This is a genomic window from Acinetobacter sp. NIPH 2100 (genome assembly GCF_000369805.1).
In the GTDB taxonomy this organism is placed as follows: domain Bacteria; phylum Pseudomonadota; class Gammaproteobacteria; order Pseudomonadales; family Moraxellaceae; genus Acinetobacter.
Map to the genome: position 1 here is coordinate 1,894,419 of NZ_KB850224.1, position 16,955 is coordinate 1,911,373.

Annotated in this window: 19 protein-coding genes and 1 pseudogene; 6 read left to right on the forward strand and 14 right to left on the reverse strand. The window is 39.2% G+C overall.

Going from position 1 to position 16,955, the window contains the following annotated elements; genetic code table 11:
- Positions 1–3: 3 nt before the first annotated feature.
- Positions 4–639: a CDP-alcohol phosphatidyltransferase family protein gene (locus F887_RS09220; protein WP_005294031.1), complete on the reverse strand. Its 636-nt coding sequence runs from the start codon at positions 637–639 to the stop codon at positions 4–6.
- Positions 640–1,026: 387 nt separating this feature from the next.
- Between F887_RS09220 and F887_RS09215 the strand changes: the two genes are divergently transcribed.
- Complete coding sequence (locus F887_RS09215) at positions 1,027–1,467, forward strand: winged helix-turn-helix transcriptional regulator (RefSeq protein WP_005212321.1); 441 nt, start codon at positions 1,027–1,029, stop codon at positions 1,465–1,467.
- Positions 1,468–1,517: 50 nt separating this feature from the next.
- On the opposite strand, the gene F887_RS09210 is transcribed toward F887_RS09215, so the two are convergent.
- From F887_RS09210 to F887_RS09195, 4 genes are read right to left on the reverse strand one after another with little or no spacing between them, the layout of a single operon-like run.
- Complete coding sequence (locus F887_RS09210; protein WP_005294033.1) at positions 1,518–2,768, reverse strand: NADH:flavin oxidoreductase/NADH oxidase family protein; 1,251 nt, start codon at positions 2,766–2,768, stop codon at positions 1,518–1,520.
- 9 nt (positions 2,769–2,777) lie between these two features.
- Positions 2,778–3,164: a hypothetical protein gene (locus tag F887_RS09205; protein ID WP_005294035.1), complete on the reverse strand. Its 387-nt coding sequence runs from the start codon at positions 3,162–3,164 to the stop codon at positions 2,778–2,780.
- A 51-nt stretch (positions 3,165–3,215) separates the two neighbouring features.
- Complete coding sequence (locus F887_RS09200) at positions 3,216–4,079, reverse strand: alpha/beta fold hydrolase (protein WP_005294037.1); 864 nt, start codon at positions 4,077–4,079, stop codon at positions 3,216–3,218.
- A gap of 37 nt (positions 4,080–4,116) precedes the next feature.
- A complete protein-coding gene (locus tag F887_RS09195) occupies positions 4,117–5,130 on the reverse strand; it encodes an alpha/beta fold hydrolase (protein ID WP_005294039.1) in 1,014 nt (337 codons plus the stop codon).
- Positions 5,131–5,364: 234 nt separating this feature from the next.
- Between F887_RS09195 and F887_RS09190 the strand changes: the two genes are divergently transcribed.
- The 5 genes and pseudogenes from F887_RS09190 (at position 5,365) to F887_RS09175 (ending at position 9,353) form a co-directional block, all read left to right on the forward strand.
- Positions 5,365–6,168: an oxidoreductase gene (locus F887_RS09190; protein WP_005294041.1), complete on the forward strand. Its 804-nt coding sequence runs from the start codon at positions 5,365–5,367 to the stop codon at positions 6,166–6,168.
- A gap of 56 nt (positions 6,169–6,224) precedes the next feature.
- Positions 6,225–7,223: an NADP-dependent oxidoreductase gene (locus tag F887_RS09185; RefSeq protein ID WP_005294042.1), complete on the forward strand. Its 999-nt coding sequence runs from the start codon at positions 6,225–6,227 to the stop codon at positions 7,221–7,223.
- Between the two features lie 468 nt (positions 7,224–7,691).
- Positions 7,692–7,808, forward strand: a pseudogene (locus F887_RS18900) (site-specific integrase); the annotation flags it as partial.
- A 113-nt stretch (positions 7,809–7,921) separates the two neighbouring features.
- Positions 7,922–8,158 carry a VF530 family protein gene (locus F887_RS09180; protein ID WP_005294043.1) on the forward strand — a complete coding sequence of 79 codons (237 nt, stop codon included), beginning with the start codon at positions 7,922–7,924 and terminating at the stop codon, positions 8,156–8,158.
- 274 nt (positions 8,159–8,432) lie between these two features.
- On the forward strand, positions 8,433–9,353 hold the full coding sequence (locus F887_RS09175; protein WP_005294046.1) for a LysR family transcriptional regulator: 921 nt from the start codon (positions 8,433–8,435) through the stop codon (positions 9,351–9,353).
- A 46-nt stretch (positions 9,354–9,399) separates the two neighbouring features.
- Here F887_RS09175 and madM read toward each other — a convergent pair whose 3' ends face one another.
- The 9 genes from madM to mdcA all read right to left on the reverse strand — a co-directional run bounded on the left by madM (position 9,400) and on the right by mdcA (position 16,702).
- Entirely contained in the window at positions 9,400–10,167 is a 768-nt protein-coding gene (gene madM, locus F887_RS09170; RefSeq protein WP_005294047.1) for a malonate transporter subunit MadM, read from the reverse strand.
- Positions 10,160–10,576 carry a malonate transporter subunit MadL gene (madL, locus tag F887_RS09165; RefSeq protein ID WP_005294048.1) on the reverse strand — a complete coding sequence of 139 codons (417 nt, stop codon included), beginning with the start codon at positions 10,574–10,576 and terminating at the stop codon, positions 10,160–10,162. Before madL ends, madM begins: the two co-directional genes overlap by 8 nt.
- Before the next feature lie 64 nt (positions 10,577–10,640).
- Positions 10,641–11,555, reverse strand: coding sequence for a malonate decarboxylase subunit epsilon (gene mdcH / locus F887_RS09160; RefSeq protein WP_005294053.1), 915 nt, complete (start codon positions 11,553–11,555; stop codon positions 10,641–10,643).
- Between the two features lie 12 nt (positions 11,556–11,567).
- Positions 11,568–12,170, reverse strand: coding sequence for a malonate decarboxylase holo-ACP synthase (locus F887_RS09155; protein ID WP_005294055.1), 603 nt, complete (start codon positions 12,168–12,170; stop codon positions 11,568–11,570).
- Complete coding sequence (mdcE, locus tag F887_RS09150) at positions 12,167–12,988, reverse strand: biotin-independent malonate decarboxylase subunit gamma (RefSeq protein ID WP_005294058.1); 822 nt, start codon at positions 12,986–12,988, stop codon at positions 12,167–12,169. The genes F887_RS09155 and mdcE overlap by 4 nt, the downstream gene beginning before the upstream one ends.
- Position 12,989: 1 nt before the next feature.
- On the reverse strand, positions 12,990–13,841 hold the full coding sequence (locus F887_RS09145) for a biotin-independent malonate decarboxylase subunit beta (RefSeq protein ID WP_005294060.1): 852 nt from the start codon (positions 13,839–13,841) through the stop codon (positions 12,990–12,992).
- The gene (locus F887_RS09140) at positions 13,834–14,136 is read right to left on the reverse strand and encodes a malonate decarboxylase subunit delta (RefSeq protein WP_005294063.1); all 303 of its coding nucleotides are present in this window, start codon (positions 14,134–14,136) and stop codon (positions 13,834–13,836) included. The genes F887_RS09145 and F887_RS09140 overlap by 8 nt, the downstream gene beginning before the upstream one ends.
- Positions 14,137–14,153: 17 nt before the next feature.
- Entirely contained in the window at positions 14,154–15,023 is an 870-nt protein-coding gene (locus F887_RS09135) for a triphosphoribosyl-dephospho-CoA synthase (protein ID WP_005294064.1), read from the reverse strand.
- Positions 15,023–16,702, reverse strand: a complete 1,680-nt coding sequence (mdcA, locus tag F887_RS09130) for a malonate decarboxylase subunit alpha (protein ID WP_005294067.1) — start codon at positions 16,700–16,702, stop codon at positions 15,023–15,025. Before mdcA ends, F887_RS09135 begins: the two co-directional genes overlap by 1 nt.
- Positions 16,703–16,955 lie beyond the last annotated feature (253 nt).

Sequence of the window (16,955 nt, forward strand, 5' to 3'; positions counted from 1 at the left end):
TCCTTAAAGCTGAATACTATTTTTAATACGGTTATAAATTGTCAAAATCAGTAGGATAGCAATAATGGCGAGAAGCCCATTGCATATATAAGCTAATGAATTTAAATAATTATTTTCGATTAAATATGGACTGAAACTTGCACATATTGCAATTAAACTAAACCAAAATGCACGGTCACTTTTACCCATAGGGCCATCATAACGGCGTTCCTGACCAATTAACGGTGCCATAACACCTGTATATTCACTCAGAATCGCTAGAAATACGACTAAACCTAGAAGAAATGGCTGAATAAAGGCTAAACCTAAAAAGCAGAGGTAAAGTGCAGAATCAGAGATGACATCACAGAGCTCATTTAAATATGCGCCCAGTTTTGATTGTTGATTGAACTCACGTGCGAGCATGCCATCAATTGCATTGAACGCCATGCGAACAAGCATCCATACAGGAAATAATAAGAATAGAATGAATGGTTGCTGGTAAACATGTAAGTTGTACAAAGCAAAAGCTAATCCAACAGAGATAAACATTGCTAAGAGCGTCACTTGGTTTGCAGTGATCTTTTTTGAATAAAGCCATTTGACCAATGGACGAAGTAAATTTTGAAATGCAGGTTTTAACTGATAAATCGAAGGCATTGTTATTGGTATAAACATATTTATATAGTGACTAGCATTGTGTGTAACTTTCCAATGTATGTCAACATACTAGGAATTGGGCAAAATCTGTAATTGCAAAGGTATCTAGGCATTAGGTTATTAATTTAATAGTATTTCGCATAATGTATATTATGTTAAATAGAATATCTAAAGACTGTGGCCTACACACAACACTGTTTGTTGCCACAGCTCAGCAACGTGAATATCTACGATTATAATTCACGTTGCTGAGTATCCTAAGTAACATAATATAAGTTATGCAGAAATCAGATCGCTACTCGACTTACTCGACAGTGTTTAATGTAGTTTAGGATGTCAAATTATGTTAATATCATTTAAGTAGTAACAGTTGAGCTTGTTCATTTTATGAGTAAAAATATCAGTCTTGAAATCTGTCCAATTGCGAGAAGTCTGTCTGTTCTTGGTGATGCTTGGAGTATGTTGATATTACGAGATGCACATGCAGGATTTACACGCTTTGATCAATTTCGTAAAAGTTTAGGCATTGCTCCCACGATGCTAACTAAACGCTTATCCGCTTTAGTAGATGAAGGATTACTTGAAAAACGACAATATTCTGAACATCCTCCCCGTGAAGAATATGTACTCACTCAAGCTGGTAAAGATTTTTTACCTGTTTTATTTGTAATCGGTGCATGGGGCCGTAAGCATAAACCTTTTGAAAATCCTGAAAAAATGCCTATATTTCTTGATGCTGAACAAGGTACAGAGATTATACCGATTGTGATTGATCAAGTGACAGGTGCTGAAATTGGCTCTCGAACTATTCACCAAAAAGCTGAATAATAAAAAGCACTCCTGTGAGAGTGCTTTTTATAAATTTAAATGCTAAATTATTATTTCATTCGAATACGCTGTGTCTTGTACGTCCCCCAACCACTTCTTAAAACTGATTTGATAAATGCCCATAAGCTACTTTCATTAGGTTTTGGATTACTTCCCTTGGCAATGCGATTAAGTTGTTGGGTATACCAAAGTACTTCCATAATCCCAAGTTGATCAATCTTTTTTATGCCTGTCTTAATTTGTTGAACTGTTTGCTTACTATTGGTTCCAGCTAATAGATATTCGGGAGCATCAGGATCAATTGCCATCAGTCTAGCAATCCCGACTACATCAAAAGCATTTGATCCTAAAGCTTGATTCATTCCTTCGACACTTCTAAAACCACCTGTCACCATTAAAGGTGTTTTTACTTGTGCTCTAACCTTTTCAGCAAAATCAATAAAGAATGCTTCACGGGCAATAGTCGATGCTTTTTGAGGTGCTTTAGCTACTCCTGACTCATAAGTACCACCTGAAATTTCAATTAAATCAATTCCTGCTTTCGACAATGCTTTGATAGTTGCTAAAGAATCTTCTTCTGTAACCCCACCTTTTTGAAAATCTGCTGAGTTAAGCTTTATTGCAATTGGAAAATCTGCACCTACTTGTTTTCTAATCTCTGCATAGACTTCCATTAAAAACTTGCGACGTTTTTCTGGAGTACCACCCCACTCGTCATTTCTTAAATTGTGTAATGGTGATAAGAATTGATTAATCAAATAACCATGTGCAGCATGTATCTCAACACCACTAAATCCAGCCTTTTTACATATCAACGCACTACGACCAAAGCGCTGAATAATCTCTATAATCTCCTGATGAGTAGCTTCATCAGGCGTTGCAAATAAAGATTGTATTTCAGCCCCAAATGGCACTGCTGACGAAGAAATGTTTCGTACATTTAATCCTTTTGGTGATTGTTTTCCAGGATGATTGAGCTGTGCCCATAATTGAGACCCTTGCTTAGTCACGGTTTTCGCCCATTGCTGTAAAATTGCAAAATCCCGTTCATCTTCTATAACAACATTCCCAGGCTCCCCTAAAGCACGTCGGTCGATCATAATGTTGCCCGTGATAATCATGCCAATCCCTGACGCCGCCCAACGCTGGTATAGTCGTATATGCTTTTCAGTTGGGTTATTGGAATAGGTCGCTAACGTTTCACTAGTTGCTGCTTTAGCCAAACGATTTGGAATTACGAAACCATTCGGTAACGTTAAAGGCTGATTCAGTAGATTTGTTTTTAATGGCAAGTCAGTCATGGGCTTCGCTCACACAGTTGAAGATGATTTAGGCTGAGGTTGAATAAAGTCGACTAGACTTTGAAACCACATGACATCGACAAAGTTTCCAGTAATTACCAGATACTGTGTTCTAAGGGCTGTTAAAAATGTATTGACACTATCTTTAGCTGATAGCACAGCAAAACCTGTGCTGCCATTTTTAAAAGTGAATGTAAAACTTGGGGATTTACTTCGTCCAGCATGAGACTTTATTTTGCCATTTTTGACTTCAAAATAACGCCCTTCACCACTTGCTGTTTGAATTTGAAATGTGACATTTTTGTCTTTCACATAAGCAGCACATTTTGGGTTAGTTTTCACAGCCCGTTGTAAAAGCTTAGTCAACATCCACAGTAATAACTTAAATTTCATCATTTTAGTTCTCAGTTCATCAATATATGAAGATACTTAGGGAATCCTGATGCACTACTCATCTAGAAACTGTATTGCATGCTTGAGGAAACGTTCTGGGTACTGGAACTGTGCTCCATGTCCAGCATCGGGATAAATAAACAACTGAGCATTTGGAATATTAAGTGCCATCTGATAGGCATTGATGGTAGGAATCATCACATCATCTACACCATTAAGAATAAAAGTAGGCTGCTTAATCTCGCGTAAATGCGCAAAAGGATCTTGTTCATCAAGCTTTGGTAAAAAATGCATATTGGCTTCAATCTGAGCCTGCATCACATCGACTGAACTTGCTGGATCTTGATCTTTACGTTGATGGCGACGTTGCCAGAAATCACGTCCTGCTTGAATTGCTGTTGCTGATCGACCAAAAAATAAAAATAGAAAGTCATCTTCAGACGGTACAGCACTGGTGGCATGCTTCAATACTAAAGCAGCAACATCAGGATCATCACCTCTAGCTTTTCCACCTCGAGGAGCTGTCCCTAAGAGCATTAATTTTCTAACTAATTCAGGGTGACGACGTACCAAATCTTGTGCTTGAAAGCCACCTAAAGAGAAGCCGAGTAAATCAACTTGTTTCAGACCTAATGCTCGAATCACCGCTGCTGCATCATCGGCCATTTCTTCAATCCGAGTTCGAGGTTGTCCAGTCGATGAAGCGATTCCCCGTCCATTGAATAAAATAACTTCTCGGTCCGCTGCTAATCCATCTGTAATAAATGGATCCCAGTTGTCTAAACCACCACGAAAATGTTGTAGAAAAAACAAAGGCGGTTGCTGTGTATTTGCATTACCCCATCTACGGTAAGCAAATTTGGCTCCATCAACTTCTATAAATTGTGTTTCAGTGGTTTGATGATTAATTGTGGTCATTGTCGTTATCCCATTTTATACATAACTAAGTTGAAATTTACTTCGCCAAAAAAGCTAAAGATTGCTTTACGAAATCTTGATGAAACTGAAAAACTCCACCGTGTCCTGCATCTGGATAGATGATGAGCGTGCTATTTGGAAGGCGTTTTGCCAAATCATAAGTATTTACAGTGGGTACCATTCGATCATGATCACCATTAGCAACTAAGACAGGTTGCTGAATGATAGAAAGATCAGCTGGTTTCTTATTTCCCCATTTTTTTAATGCTTTTAGTTGAGCACGATAAGCCGAAATGGTGATTTCTTTGTCACGATTTTCAGTACGTTCATTAATCCGTTCAACAAACTGTTTCGCAGCTACTTTGCCATTGTCTGTGCGCGTAAAAAATAAATAGACCTTAGGGTCTTGCCAAGTGGCTAGACCTCGGACTAAATCCCAATTAGAAACTCGTCCAACTGTACTAATTCCAATTCCACCTGCAGGGCCAGTTCCCGATAAAATCATTTTACGGATCAATTTTGGTTGTTTAAGAACGATTTCCTGTGAAATCATACCTCCCATTGAAAAGCCAAATAAATCAACTTTGTTGAAACCTTTTGCTTGAATAAAGGTAATTGCATCATCTGCCATTTGCTCAATCGACTGAGTAGGTTTACCTGTAGAAGCACCAACACCTCGGTTATCAAAAACCACCACATGATGTTTTGCGGCAATTCCATCAATAATTCTTGGATCCCAATTGTCTAATACAGCAGCTAAATGATTCAGAAAAATAATAGGTGTTCTACCATTTTGTTGACCATATTCTCTGTAGGCGAAATTAACTCCACCAGCATTTATAAATTGAGTGGGTACATTCGTCCAATTCGTAGCTAACAGAGGATTTTGAACAGCTTGCTGATTGATAATAATTTTTTTTGACAGGTCTTCACCTTTAGCCACCGAGTCACTAAAAGAGATCGATGCCACTGTTTCGGCTTGAGTTAATGGCGAAATAAAAACAGAGACCACCGTCAATCCCATCGCAATTGTATTTAATAAAAAATTCATTTTTTCATCCTCAGGATTAATGCATTGAGCTGATTTCACTGAGTTTTATGAATTTTTTCTTAAATCAAGAAAATAAAAAATAAAATCAGTATCAATTTAATACTAACCATACATCAGCAAAAACACGTTGTCACTATCTTTTTAGTAGTAACTATTTTATTTTTAGATTATGATCAAAACATCAAGGTGAAATTGGTCATTCCATCACCGACCTATTGCAAGTGAGAAAATTGTATGACGAGTAAAGTAGTTCTTATTACGGGTGCATCTTCTGGTATTGGTTTAGCAACAGCAGACCTTTTACATGAAGCAGGTTTTATTGTTTATGGTACGAGTCGACGTGCGAGTGATTCATCCCAATATAAATTCCATCTGATTGAGCTAGATGTAAATAATGAAAGTTCGGTTCAGCATGCAATTGAGAAAGTGATTCAGAATGAAGGTCGAATTGATGTTTTGATCAATAATGCAGGATTCGCAATTGCACCCGCTGGCGCGGAAGAAAGTTCAATGCAACAAGCTCAAGCTATTTTTGATACCAACTTCTTTGGTGTTGTCCGAATGACCCGAGCAGTCCTTCCAGTGATGCGTGAGCAAAAAGCAGGACTGATTCTGAACATCAGCTCTGTTTTAGGACTTATGCCAATGCCCTTCGGTGCGCTTTATTCCGCATCAAAACATGCACTTGAAGGTTATTCAGAGTCTTTAGACCATGAATTGAGAACACAAGGCATTCGTGTTTCATTGATTGAACCTGCTTACACCAAAACTTCATTAGGCATAAATTTACTAGAAGCAGATGCAAAAGTCTCAGCATATGACGACATTCGTGAGAAGCTCCATCAACACATGATAAAAGCAATTAATAAGTCAGATGATCCGGGTGTTGTTGCCAAGACGATTTTAACGGTAATCAACAGTAAAAACATTTTGCCTCGTTATACATCAGGCAAGACAGCAAGACACTTAAAGAATTTACGAAAATTTGCCCCAGTAAAGATCTTTGACACATTGATTCAACGCAGTTTGAAAGTTTAACCCAACTTAATAAATCCATTTCTAACGATTAAAAAAGAAATATATAGAGGTCCCAAATGAAAGCAGCCTATATTAAACGTTATGGCAAAATTGATGATATACAGCTAGATGAACAGCCTAAACCATCCATTACAGAAAATGCTGTGCTTGTTAAGGTTCATGCAGCAAGCATTAATCCCCTTGACTTACGAGTACTAGAAGGTGAATTCAAAGCGATTTTACCTGTTAAATTTCCATTTATTTTAGGTAATGACTTTGCAGGAGTAGTTGCTCAAGTTGGTTCAAATGTTACTCAGTTTAAAGTCGGTGATGAAGTCTATGCCAAGACAGATTTGAATGGGGCTTTTGCCGAATACACCATCGTTCAGCAATCGTCACTTGCACTAAAACCTCAAAATATTTCAATGGAGCATGCTGCATCACTACCGCTTGTATCCTTGACCGCATGGCAAGCATTAGTAGAAATTGCAAAGCTTAGGTCTGGCCAAAAAGTATTGATTCATGCTGGCTCAGGTGGTGTAGGATCGATTGCAATTCAGCTTGCTAAACATCTAGGTGCAACTGTTTCTACAACGACAAGTGGTAAAAATACTCGCTGGGTTAGAGAACTAGGTGCTGATATTATTATTGACTACAAAACAATGGATTTTGAGCAAGAACTGAAAGACTATGATGTGGTCTTAGATACTCAAGGTGGAAAAACCTTAGAGAAATCATTAAATGTTGTAAAGCGTGGTGGTCGTATTATCAGTATTTCAGGGCCACCTGACCGTGCTTTTGCTGAAGCAATTAAAGCAAATTGGTTACTAAAATTTATCATTCCGCTTCTAAGTTGGTCCATTCGTAATAAAGCGAAAAAAAGAGACATTACCTATTCATTTTTATTCATGCAACCAAATGGATCTCAGCTATCTCAAATAGCCGAACTTGTTGAGGCTGGGAAAATTAAACCTATCATTGATAAAGAATATCCATTCTCACAAATGAATGAAGCTCTTCAATATGTAAATACTGGACGAACTAAAGGTAAGGTTGTCTTAAAAATGGCTAAATAAATTCAGGAAAAAGAGAAACAAGGCATCTTTTGATGCCTTTTCTTCAATATAGGAGTATAGGCTTCAATCAAATGAAAGAACTTATGGTTTTACAAGCCCTTGTACAATTAGTTTTAACAAAATGCTTAGATCCATGAATCATTATGTCCTATAAACATAGTGAATTAAATGAAAAATCTTTATTGATAAAAGTAGTTTTAAAGAATAAATGAGAGCTTAATTTATTTTTGAAACATTTGCTTCAGGTAATTGAATACATTGATTATAAAAATGACAACTTATGTGTCGTAAACTGCTAACGTTCTTTGTCATTAAAAGCTTTAAGCTATTGATTATTAGGTTACAGGAATAGCAATTTATGTGTCGCATGACGTCCATTCCCTGACCACTATTCAATAACTTAAGTGATTTCTATTTTATTAAAAGAATATGATAAGTTGACCTTTGGAATACTTCATAAACTTTACTATGTTTGCCCTTAAGACAATTCATTTAGAAAAGAAAGTCTCAAACCAAAATTAAATTATTCTGTTATTTGATCTAGATTCGTCTTGTCCATGTTTGTACCCTATGCTTTACACAGTATAGGAAGATAAGCTGTACTTTTTTATATGTTAATTACTTTTAAATTCCAGCTCTCTCATTTTCTAACTCCCTCAGGTTATAATAATGGACTCCAAAAATATTGTTGATCTATTATGAACACTTCCAATGACCCTTTACACGGTAAAAAACTTGCTGACATTTTGGATGAGTTATTGGATTACTACGGTGGATTTAAAGGCTTAAGTCGTAAAATTGAAATTAGATGTTTTTGTATAGATCCAAGTGTTAAATCATCATTGCGATTCTTACGCACCACACCATGGGCACGTGAAAAAGTAGAAAACTTATATTTGTATGTTTTACGCCAAAAAGCCAAACAGAAATCGTAGCCTCAGCATTTTAATTAGTGGTGGACTGCCACCACTCTCCTAGATAAATTTAGTCTATTCTTGAGGCCTTTTTAGTAGGAAAATTTGTATTCATAGCTAGGTTCATGAACCAAATATTTTATAAATTATAATTTTAATGCTCGAAGCAATTAAATTTATTGTTTATTAAACATAAATTTAATTGTGAATTAGATTCTAGGTGAACATAAGTAAAATAGTATATCTGAGACTTTATCTATATAATTGTTTTTATTATTTTAATTTAGATAATTTTATGAAAATAGAAGAAGAACTGACCCTCAAAAAGATCCAAATTTTTTTGGCTTTTATGCGTCATGGAAATTTATCCAAAGCGGCCGATGAGATGCAAATAAGTAATGTCAGTGTGCATAAGGCGCTCCATTCTTTAGAAAGTGCTTTACGCTGCCCTTTATTTAAGAATGAAGGAAGAAACTTGATTCCACTGAAAAGTGCCTATGTCTTGCAAGAGCATTCACAGAAACTTATTCAGGATATGATTGTCACGGTAAATAAAACCCGTGAGGCAGCTGGCTTTGCTACAAAAATATTGAATTTGGGCTCTCTCTATTCCCTTACTGTGAATACGATTCCAAATGTAATTAGTGGCTTAAAGTTAAGACGTGGTGAGTTGGATATTCAGCTCCTGCTGAGTTCAAATTTGGACTTGGTAAAGAAACTAAAATCCACTGAATTAGATGCCATTATTGTCGCTCTGAATGACACCACCAATGACGCTGACTTTGAAACACTTCCGATGTTTCAAGATGATATTTATTTGGCTGTAAATAAAAATTCTCCATTGGCTTTAATGAATGAAGCGGATCTCACGACGTTAAAGGATGAAAAGTTTTTAACGCTTTCCAAAGGTTTTGCAACCCGTAATGATTCAGATATCTTGTTCGAAAAAGCAGGAATTGACCCAAAAGTATTTTTACAAGTCAGTGACATTTTTACTTTGGTTAGCATGGTGAGTACAGGTGTTGGTCTTGCCTTGTTACCTGGTCGTATTTCAACGATCTATGAAAGTTCAGTTAAGCTCATTCCTTTGAAAGCACCCTTCCAAATTAAACAAGAAATTGGTTTGGTTTTTCTAAAAAGTAAAGAACGTGATCCAAACCTACTTGCATTAATTGCAGAATGCCGTATGTTTTCCAAAAGATTTTTAGAAATGTAAAAAAGCCCTGCATACATTTGATGAAGGGCTTTTCAAATATAAATGCTTAGCTGCCAAGCAAAGCTTTAACGGTAAAAAACAAGATTGTTGGTCCCATTAAGCAGCCTAGACCAGTATGGAATGTTGCAGTTAATGCACCATAAGGAACTAAACGGCGATCTGTTGCTGCCAATCCAGCAGACACACCACTTACTGTGCCCGCCAGCCCACCAAAAATCATTGCTGAACGAGGATTATCGAGCCCCATAAATTTCGCAGTCATCGGTGTCGAAACCATGACACAAATTGCTTTTACCAAACCAGTGGCAATTGAAAGCGCAATAACTTCTGAACTTGCTCCAATCGCTGCGCCAGTAACAGGTCCAACGATATAGGTAACAGCCCCTGCACCAATCGTGGTAATACTTACAGCATCACGATAACCGAAAATCCATGCAAAGATACATCCAACTATGAAGGGTAATATGGTGCCTAAAAGTAGTGAGAATGCACCAATAAACCCTGCCTTTTTAGCTTCTGTTGCTTGTACTTCAAATGCTGTTGCGACAATTGTAAAATCTCGCAACATCGCACCGCCCATTAAGCCAATACCAGAGAATAAGGCAATATCGGTAATCCCTTTTTCACCGCCTGTAACGGTTCCACCCACCCACGCCAATATCAAACCAATAATGATTGCAATTGCAGAGGCATGCACACGACCATTGGTTAAATATTTTGATAATTTAGTGGATAACCACATAATTAAGGCAATGAGTGCAAATGCTGTAATCAAGCCCAAATGCGTTAAATCCTTTAATAGCATCTCAACCATGAGCTTTGCCTCCTACCCTTGTTAATGTGCTGATTTCTTCTTTTGGTAAAGGCGTGCCTTTTTTATAGCGACTTAAGGCTGCAATTGTGATAGTGCATAGTACTACAGAAAAAATTGCGGCTAAAACGGCCATATGTCCACTTGTAATCGCAGAAACAACATTTTGCTGTGCTGCCATTGCAACTACAACTGGGATATACATCATGCCCCAAAAGACCACACCTTTTTCTGTATCGACATTCATCAGACCACGTTTGTCCATCCATAAACGAATACAAATCAGTAGGATCATCGCAATACCGACACCGCCAACATTTGAGGATACGCCTAACAGAACACCTAGAGCATCGCCAATTATGACGCCTACCAGCGTACATAAGGCGAGTAAACCAACGCCATAAATAATCATTTTCAATTTCCTCTATCCATTGAGTGACTTCATTTATTTTTGATTTTGTTTATGCAAAATTACCTTATTTCTGCATTTCAATAATCAAATTTTCCAATCTTGTATTTTGAAAAGACAAAACAGTTCCTTCCTTAAATACTTTCCGTGCTAAACCTGTCAGTGTTGTGCCTGGCAAAGCTTCGATCTGTAATCGAACACCTCGCTCCCATGCAGCCTGAACGGTGTTTTCCCAATCTATCGTTCGGCTCATATTAAAAACGAGATCATCAAGAATCTGTTCACCTGTTCTAAGCAAACGCGCAGAAGTCCCGCTTAAATATTTAATATTTGGTTGATTTAATTGAACTCCCTCCGCCAAATAGGCCAATTGCTCGGCTTGTTTTTCCAATAAACAACAGTGTGATGGCACACTGACCTCTAATCTTTTAGTTATTGCGCCAGATTGCATCGCAAGCGCTTCGACCTGTTGCATTGCTTGATCTGAACCTGAAATCACGATCTGATTCGGTGCATTAAAATTTGCAATATAAACATCAGATTGATGCTTATGGATCGTTGAAACCCACTCCTGAACTTTAGATGAGTCCGAACTGAGGATTGCTGTCATGCCATAGCCTTTCGGATAGGCTTGTTGCATCAACTTTCCTCGTTTGGCCACCAATGCAAGACCATCTTCGAAACTGATGACATCTGCGACGGTCGCCGCAGCCCATGCACCAATCGATAAACCTGCAACATAATCTGGTTTGAGACCTTGTTCTTTCAACAGCGCAGAGCAAATTACACCAGCAATATACAAACAAAGCTGAACGGAATACGTCGATTTCAAGGCTTCTTTTTGATCAAGCGACAGTACATCTTGATGCAATAAATCTGACGCCTGTTCCAAATGTGTCTTCACCAGTGAATGTTGAGGTAAATCATGCAACATATTCACTTTCTGAGAACCTTGTCCTGGATATACCCACATTGAACTCATGCCTTTTTCCTTTTAATGCCAAGGATTTTTGACTAAAACAGCTTTGTCATTTTGTTTTAGCAAAACCTCTCCTGCTGTCCTTGCCCATTCTTTGAGTGCGACGCCGCCTAAAGGTGTTTGTAGTTGTACATCAATGTTGATACCTAAATTTTCTAAAGCCGTTAATATGATTTGCGCTTCTGATTTTGAGATAAATTGTTCTGTACGAATCAATAAATCAACATCACTATTTTGATTGACTGTTTTAAGTCCTGTTGCCAATTCATAACCTACACTTCCTGTATATCCCCATGGCAAAGCAAAACTTTGCATAGTTGTATAAATCTGCTGCAGTTTGTGCTGTAAATGAGGGAAAAAGGCCAAATTCTTTGCAAGCAGACTTTCTGGACTCACTGTTTTGATGATCGCCTGAGTCGGCATTTCGGTTGCAAAGCGTTGATTTCTTTGTTCTCCTCGAATTCCCACAGGGATCATATGTATCTTAGTCATTCCCCGTCTAACCACAACGGGCTTTTGTTCTAATAGCACTTGAATGGCCCAATCGGGTACGTTATCAGGTAACATGTGTGGGCTCATTCCCCACAATAAATCATGTGCCTGAATACACCTGTTCATGACCATTGCTCACGTAATAATTCACGAACCTGTTTTGATGCTTGACGATTTTTCCCATTTAAGCGATGTTTTAAATCAACCTTGCCTTGTTGCTGAATATCTTGAATCGCCTCATTCAATGCTGCTTTAACAGCGCTGACATCGGCTAGAGTGGGTTGCTCAGCATTTTCAACCTCAAGGACATTGGATAACAATCCTAATGTGTTATAGCTTTCGATGTCATACGCCATTGGTGGAATGGCGGCGGCCAAGACTTCCAGCTCTTCTACACTTCTCAAAGTGACGCGAGCAGCAGACTCTTTCCCCATCGCATGTACCATGACTCCTGGGTCCTTAAGTGCCAAAATACGATTAGCCTGATAACCATGTGCTAAAAAGGCACCCGACATCGACTTACCTACAAGTAAACTAATCACAGGATGCCCTGCCAAACGAGCAGTAGCATACGCATCTACGGCGCCCGCAAGCGCTTGATGGATGCCAAGCACTTCCTCTCTACGCCCATAAGCCTGACTGGGTACATCGACAATACATACAATACTCCGCTTCACAGATTTACTTTGATCAGCTTGAATGACTTCATCAATTGCTTGCGCCAATGACCAACCTTCCAATAAACCAACTTCACCATTTCGTGCACGTGGGTAGCGATTCAGTTCATCTGCGACAATGGCAAAAACACGAACGTCTTGACCATCCAATTGGCCATCAGCAATGAGCAATGAATCAATTTGGGTTTTGATGAAATCAAAGTTTTGGGTTAAAGCATTAAACCAGTTTCGTCCACGTGAGGAGGCTTGAGTAATATGTGTATTCATTTTAGACCTCTTTGCCTTGATATAAGGCTTGAACTTCGGTTGGCAATATCTGTGCTGTCGTATCTACCTGTTGAAGTTTTGACAGGTAAAAAGTGGCATTACTGCTTCTATGAATCCGAGGTTTACCTTGTGAAATACAATGGATAATTTGCTCTAGAATCGATACGCGATCATCTTCAACATAGAAGTCAACCAGACCACTGGCAAATCGTTGTACTCCCCCCGTAATACTCCAGATAAAAGGTCTATCTTTTGAGTCGTATTCCTGAACACCAGCCTCTTGTTCAATTACTTGAGGACCGTTTAAACCTAATCGCCCTTCTTGTGTCATGATCAAATAACTACACAATCCAGCCGCAATTGACATTCCTCCAAAGCAGCCTACGCTGCCAGCGATCACACCAATAACGGGTTGATACTGTCTCAGTTCCACAATCGCAGATTGAATTTCAGCAATTGCTGCCAATCCTAGATTTGCCTCTTGCAAGCGGACTCCACCTGTTTCTAGCAATAAAATTGCCGTTGTCGGGATACCTTTCACATTATCTTCGATTGCCAGTTCCAAAGCCCCTGCAATCTTGGCACCACCCACTTCTCCCAAGCTACCGCCTTGAAATATGCCTTCAATAGAGATGACAACAACAGGGTGTTGTTGAATTGTTCCCTTAACAACAACAACGCCATCATCGGCTTGAGGAACAATATTTTGTTTCGGCAACCAAGGAGACATCATTCGTGCAAATGGATCCAATAATTCACGAAAACTTCCAGCATCGAGTAAAGATTTAGCTCGATCACGCGCTCCAAGCTCAATAAAGCTTTGTTTATTCAATAAGTGATTAAGATCAGCCACCTTTCACCTCCTCAAAAGCCTGTTCAAGTCTTAAACGAACCACGCCAGGGGTTGCACCAAAATCATGAATATCAATGTTGACTGCTGGAGGGTGTTGAATTGAAAAAATTCGTTCAAACAAATTTTTCCAGCGTTGTTGACTACCATCGACAGAAGTGACCACTTTGATTGTCGTGGTTTGACCTGAACGATTTGGTTCCATCAGAATTTCAAGATCACCAGATCCCACACAGCCGACGAGTGCTGATTTTTTGGGAATCTCTCCTGCTGAAAATTCAAAAGTTAATGTTTCCATCGTTATCTTCCCTAAGATTATTTCCAGTGATATTTTTCTATGCCATCGAGGAACAAGAGCGTTGCCAGTAAATCTGCTGCACCGCCTGCAGAAGCTCGAATCGCCAATAAGTCCTGTTCAAGTTGTAACAAGCGTTGCTGTCCTTGCACTGTTGAACAACCGCCTAGCGCCAATACATGTTGGGCACCCACCTGCATTTTATGAAGTCCGTCCAACCCAGCTCGATGGATGACGCAGGTATCCGTCAGTTGCCCCATCATCGCCAGTAGCGCATCCAATCGAGCTGCGGATTCAGGCATTCCTTGCACACGGCTACGATGTAGTTGAGCGAGTCCATATGTGGTAATCACTGGAAAACCCTGTTGCGCTTGTTGTTTTGCTCCATTGATTCCAAATTTCTGTCTGGCTTGCTGCCCATGCGTGGTTGGTTGTTTAGGGGCAAATTGATCTTCAATGTTTGCCAGTTCACTGGCAGTTTTGCACAACCCTTCAACGGTGCATCTTTGCTGATTTAAAAGCGTTAATGCGGCAGATGTCACGACCAGACCAATTGACCAAATTGCACCACGATGTGTATTTACTCCCTGAGTGACTTGCAACATACGATGCTCACCATAGCGACCAAGCTGTCCAATATCCTCTCGCAAAGCGGTACAAACTTCGCCATAGAGCTCAGCAGCTTCTGCCATTGCCTTAAACATTGGAAATAAGCACTGAGCAGAACGTTCCATTAACTCAAGCGTTAAATCATCATGAGCGCCACTACCACGCTGATCGACCAAAGCAGGTTTTGGGGTTAAATTCACTTCATCAATTAATGCCTGTACCGCCATATCTGCCAAGAATTCTGCCGTGCTAAAACCTGTCTTTTTCAAGAGTGCATTCATTACCAGCTCCTAAATTTTGCAGGCGGTTGATACAGACCATCCGACCATGTCACAAGGTCAGCAATATTTTTAGCCGCCAATAATTCACGCGTTGCATCGGTACGGCGGATGCCTAAATCTTCAGGGAAAACCACTAAGCCCTCTTGTCGTAATTTTTCGGTTTTTTTCGGATCATGGTTTAAGCCAATATCCGTAACACCAGCCACAGCTGCAATCATCGCCTGACGCTCTTCCAAGCTTCGTGCTTTATAGAGATATGCAATTCCTTCCTCGGTTAAAAGATGGGTCACATCGTCACCATAGATCATGATTGGTGCTAAAAGCATCCCTGCCTTTTTCGCGACATCCACTGCATCAAGCGTATCCACAAATGTTGGTTTTCCACCTTCCTGGAATGTTTCAACCATTTGTACAACTAATTTTTTACCCCGTGCTAGATATGTTTCGGTCTCATTTGCACCTTGGATACGCATATCGAGCCATGCAGGTGTTGAGTGTCGTCTACCACGTGGATCATGTCCCATATTTGGAGCCCCACCAAATCCAGCCAAACGCCCTTTGGTTACGGTTGAGGAATGACCACTCCCATCCACTTGTAAGGTTGCACCAATGAAAAGGTCCACTGCATATTGTCCAGCTAACTGACACATCATGCGATTAGAACGTAAAGATCCATCACGGCCAGTGAAGAAAATATCTGGTCGTGCCGCGATGTATTTTTCCATCCCTAGTTCTGTACCAAAGCAATGCACGCTTTCAACCCAACCTGTTTCAATTGCAGGAATAAGCGTTGGATGTGGATTTAAAGTCCAGTTACGACAAATTTTTCCTTTTAGACCTAATGATTCGCCATAAGTCGGCAAAATTAATTCTATTGCCGCCGTATTAAAGCCAATGCCATGATTCAGTGATTGCACCTGATGACGTTCATAAATTCCACGTATTGCCATCATGGCCATTAAAACGTGAACGGGTTTAATGTGCTTCGGATCTCGCGTAAATAACGGTTCAATATAAAAAGGTTTATCCGCAACCACGACAAAATCAACCCAAGACGCTGGAATATCCACACGAGGAAGATCTTGCACATCATCGACAAGCTCATTCACTTGTACAATCACAATACCGTCACTGAAGGCAGCGGGTTCAATTAATGCGGGTGAATCTTCTGTACTTGGACCTGTGTAAATATTGCCATGACGGTCTGCCATGAATCCTGCCGATAAAACAACATTTGGGATTAAATCAACCAGTAAACGTGAATACAGTTCAATGTATGTATGAATAGCCCCTATCTCAAGCAGCCCATCTTCAAGCAACTGACTAATGCGTAAACTTTGCGTTCCAGCGAATGAAAAATCGAGCTTGCGTGCAATTCCTTTTTCAAAAATGTCGAGATGTTCTGGACGTCCGACACTAGGCATAATCATATGTAAGTGATGAACTGTCTTTGGATTAACTTGAGCGAGAGCACGCGATAAAAAGTCAGCTTGTTTTTGATTATTCCCTTCAAGTACAACCTTATCGCCTGAACTGATCAAAGTTTCCAAGACTTGAATAATATTTTGTCTAGGAATCACAACACCATCAGTGTATTGACGTACTTGTTCTAGTTTCAATTGTTTAGCATGTCGACGTTTTGTCCATAGATTTGCTTTATTTTGAACAGAACATTCCATGTGCTTTTCCTTGCTAACGATGACTTACCTTATGAAAAGCTTTTTCTTATGTCTGATCAATCAACCTAAATTCAATACCATTAACTTGAAGTTAATGAGTTTGTAAGATGCATTGCCTCTTTTTTCAATAGTTAAAAATAAACATAAGTGGTTTTAATACTTTGCCCACTCATATTCAAAGGTAAAAGATGATCACCAACCCGGACTAAAGTAGTTGCTAAGCACATATAAGATGAAAATCATGGCTCGGAAA

Coding starts and splice junctions, on each gene's coding strand:
- F887_RS09215 (WP_005212321.1), top strand. CDS start 1,027: ATGAGTAAAAATATCAGTCTTGAAATCTGTCCAATTGCGAGAAGTCTG.
- mdcE (WP_005294058.1), bottom strand. CDS start 12,988: ATGAATACACATATTACTCAAGCCTCCTCACGTGGACGAAACTGGTTT.
- F887_RS09205 (WP_005294035.1), bottom strand. CDS start 3,164: ATGATGAAATTTAAGTTATTACTGTGGATGTTGACTAAGCTTTTACAA.
- mdcA (WP_005294067.1), bottom strand. CDS start 16,702: ATGGAATGTTCTGTTCAAAATAAAGCAAATCTATGGACAAAACGTCGA.
- F887_RS09140 (WP_005294063.1), bottom strand. CDS start 14,136: ATGGAAACATTAACTTTTGAATTTTCAGCAGGAGAGATTCCCAAAAAA.
- F887_RS09200 (WP_005294037.1), bottom strand. CDS start 4,079: ATGACCACAATTAATCATCAAACCACTGAAACACAATTTATAGAAGTT.
- madL (WP_005294048.1), bottom strand. CDS start 10,576: ATGATTATTTATGGCGTTGGTTTACTCGCCTTATGTACGCTGGTAGGC.
- F887_RS09135 (WP_005294064.1), bottom strand. CDS start 15,023: ATGAATGCACTCTTGAAAAAGACAGGTTTTAGCACGGCAGAATTCTTG.
- F887_RS09190 (WP_005294041.1), top strand. CDS start 5,365: ATGACGAGTAAAGTAGTTCTTATTACGGGTGCATCTTCTGGTATTGGT.
- F887_RS09185 (WP_005294042.1), top strand. CDS start 6,225: ATGAAAGCAGCCTATATTAAACGTTATGGCAAAATTGATGATATACAG.
- F887_RS09210 (WP_005294033.1), bottom strand. CDS start 2,768: ATGACTGACTTGCCATTAAAAACAAATCTACTGAATCAGCCTTTAACG.
- mdcH (WP_005294053.1), bottom strand. CDS start 11,555: ATGAGTTCAATGTGGGTATATCCAGGACAAGGTTCTCAGAAAGTGAAT.
- F887_RS09195 (WP_005294039.1), bottom strand. CDS start 5,130: ATGAATTTTTTATTAAATACAATTGCGATGGGATTGACGGTGGTCTCT.
- F887_RS09155 (WP_005294055.1), bottom strand. CDS start 12,170: ATGAACAGGTGTATTCAGGCACATGATTTATTGTGGGGAATGAGCCCA.
- F887_RS09175 (WP_005294046.1), top strand. CDS start 8,433: ATGAAAATAGAAGAAGAACTGACCCTCAAAAAGATCCAAATTTTTTTG.
- madM (WP_005294047.1), bottom strand. CDS start 10,167: ATGGTTGAGATGCTATTAAAGGATTTAACGCATTTGGGCTTGATTACA.
- F887_RS09180 (WP_005294043.1), top strand. CDS start 7,922: ATGAACACTTCCAATGACCCTTTACACGGTAAAAAACTTGCTGACATT.
- F887_RS09220 (WP_005294031.1), bottom strand. CDS start 639: ATGCCTTCGATTTATCAGTTAAAACCTGCATTTCAAAATTTACTTCGT.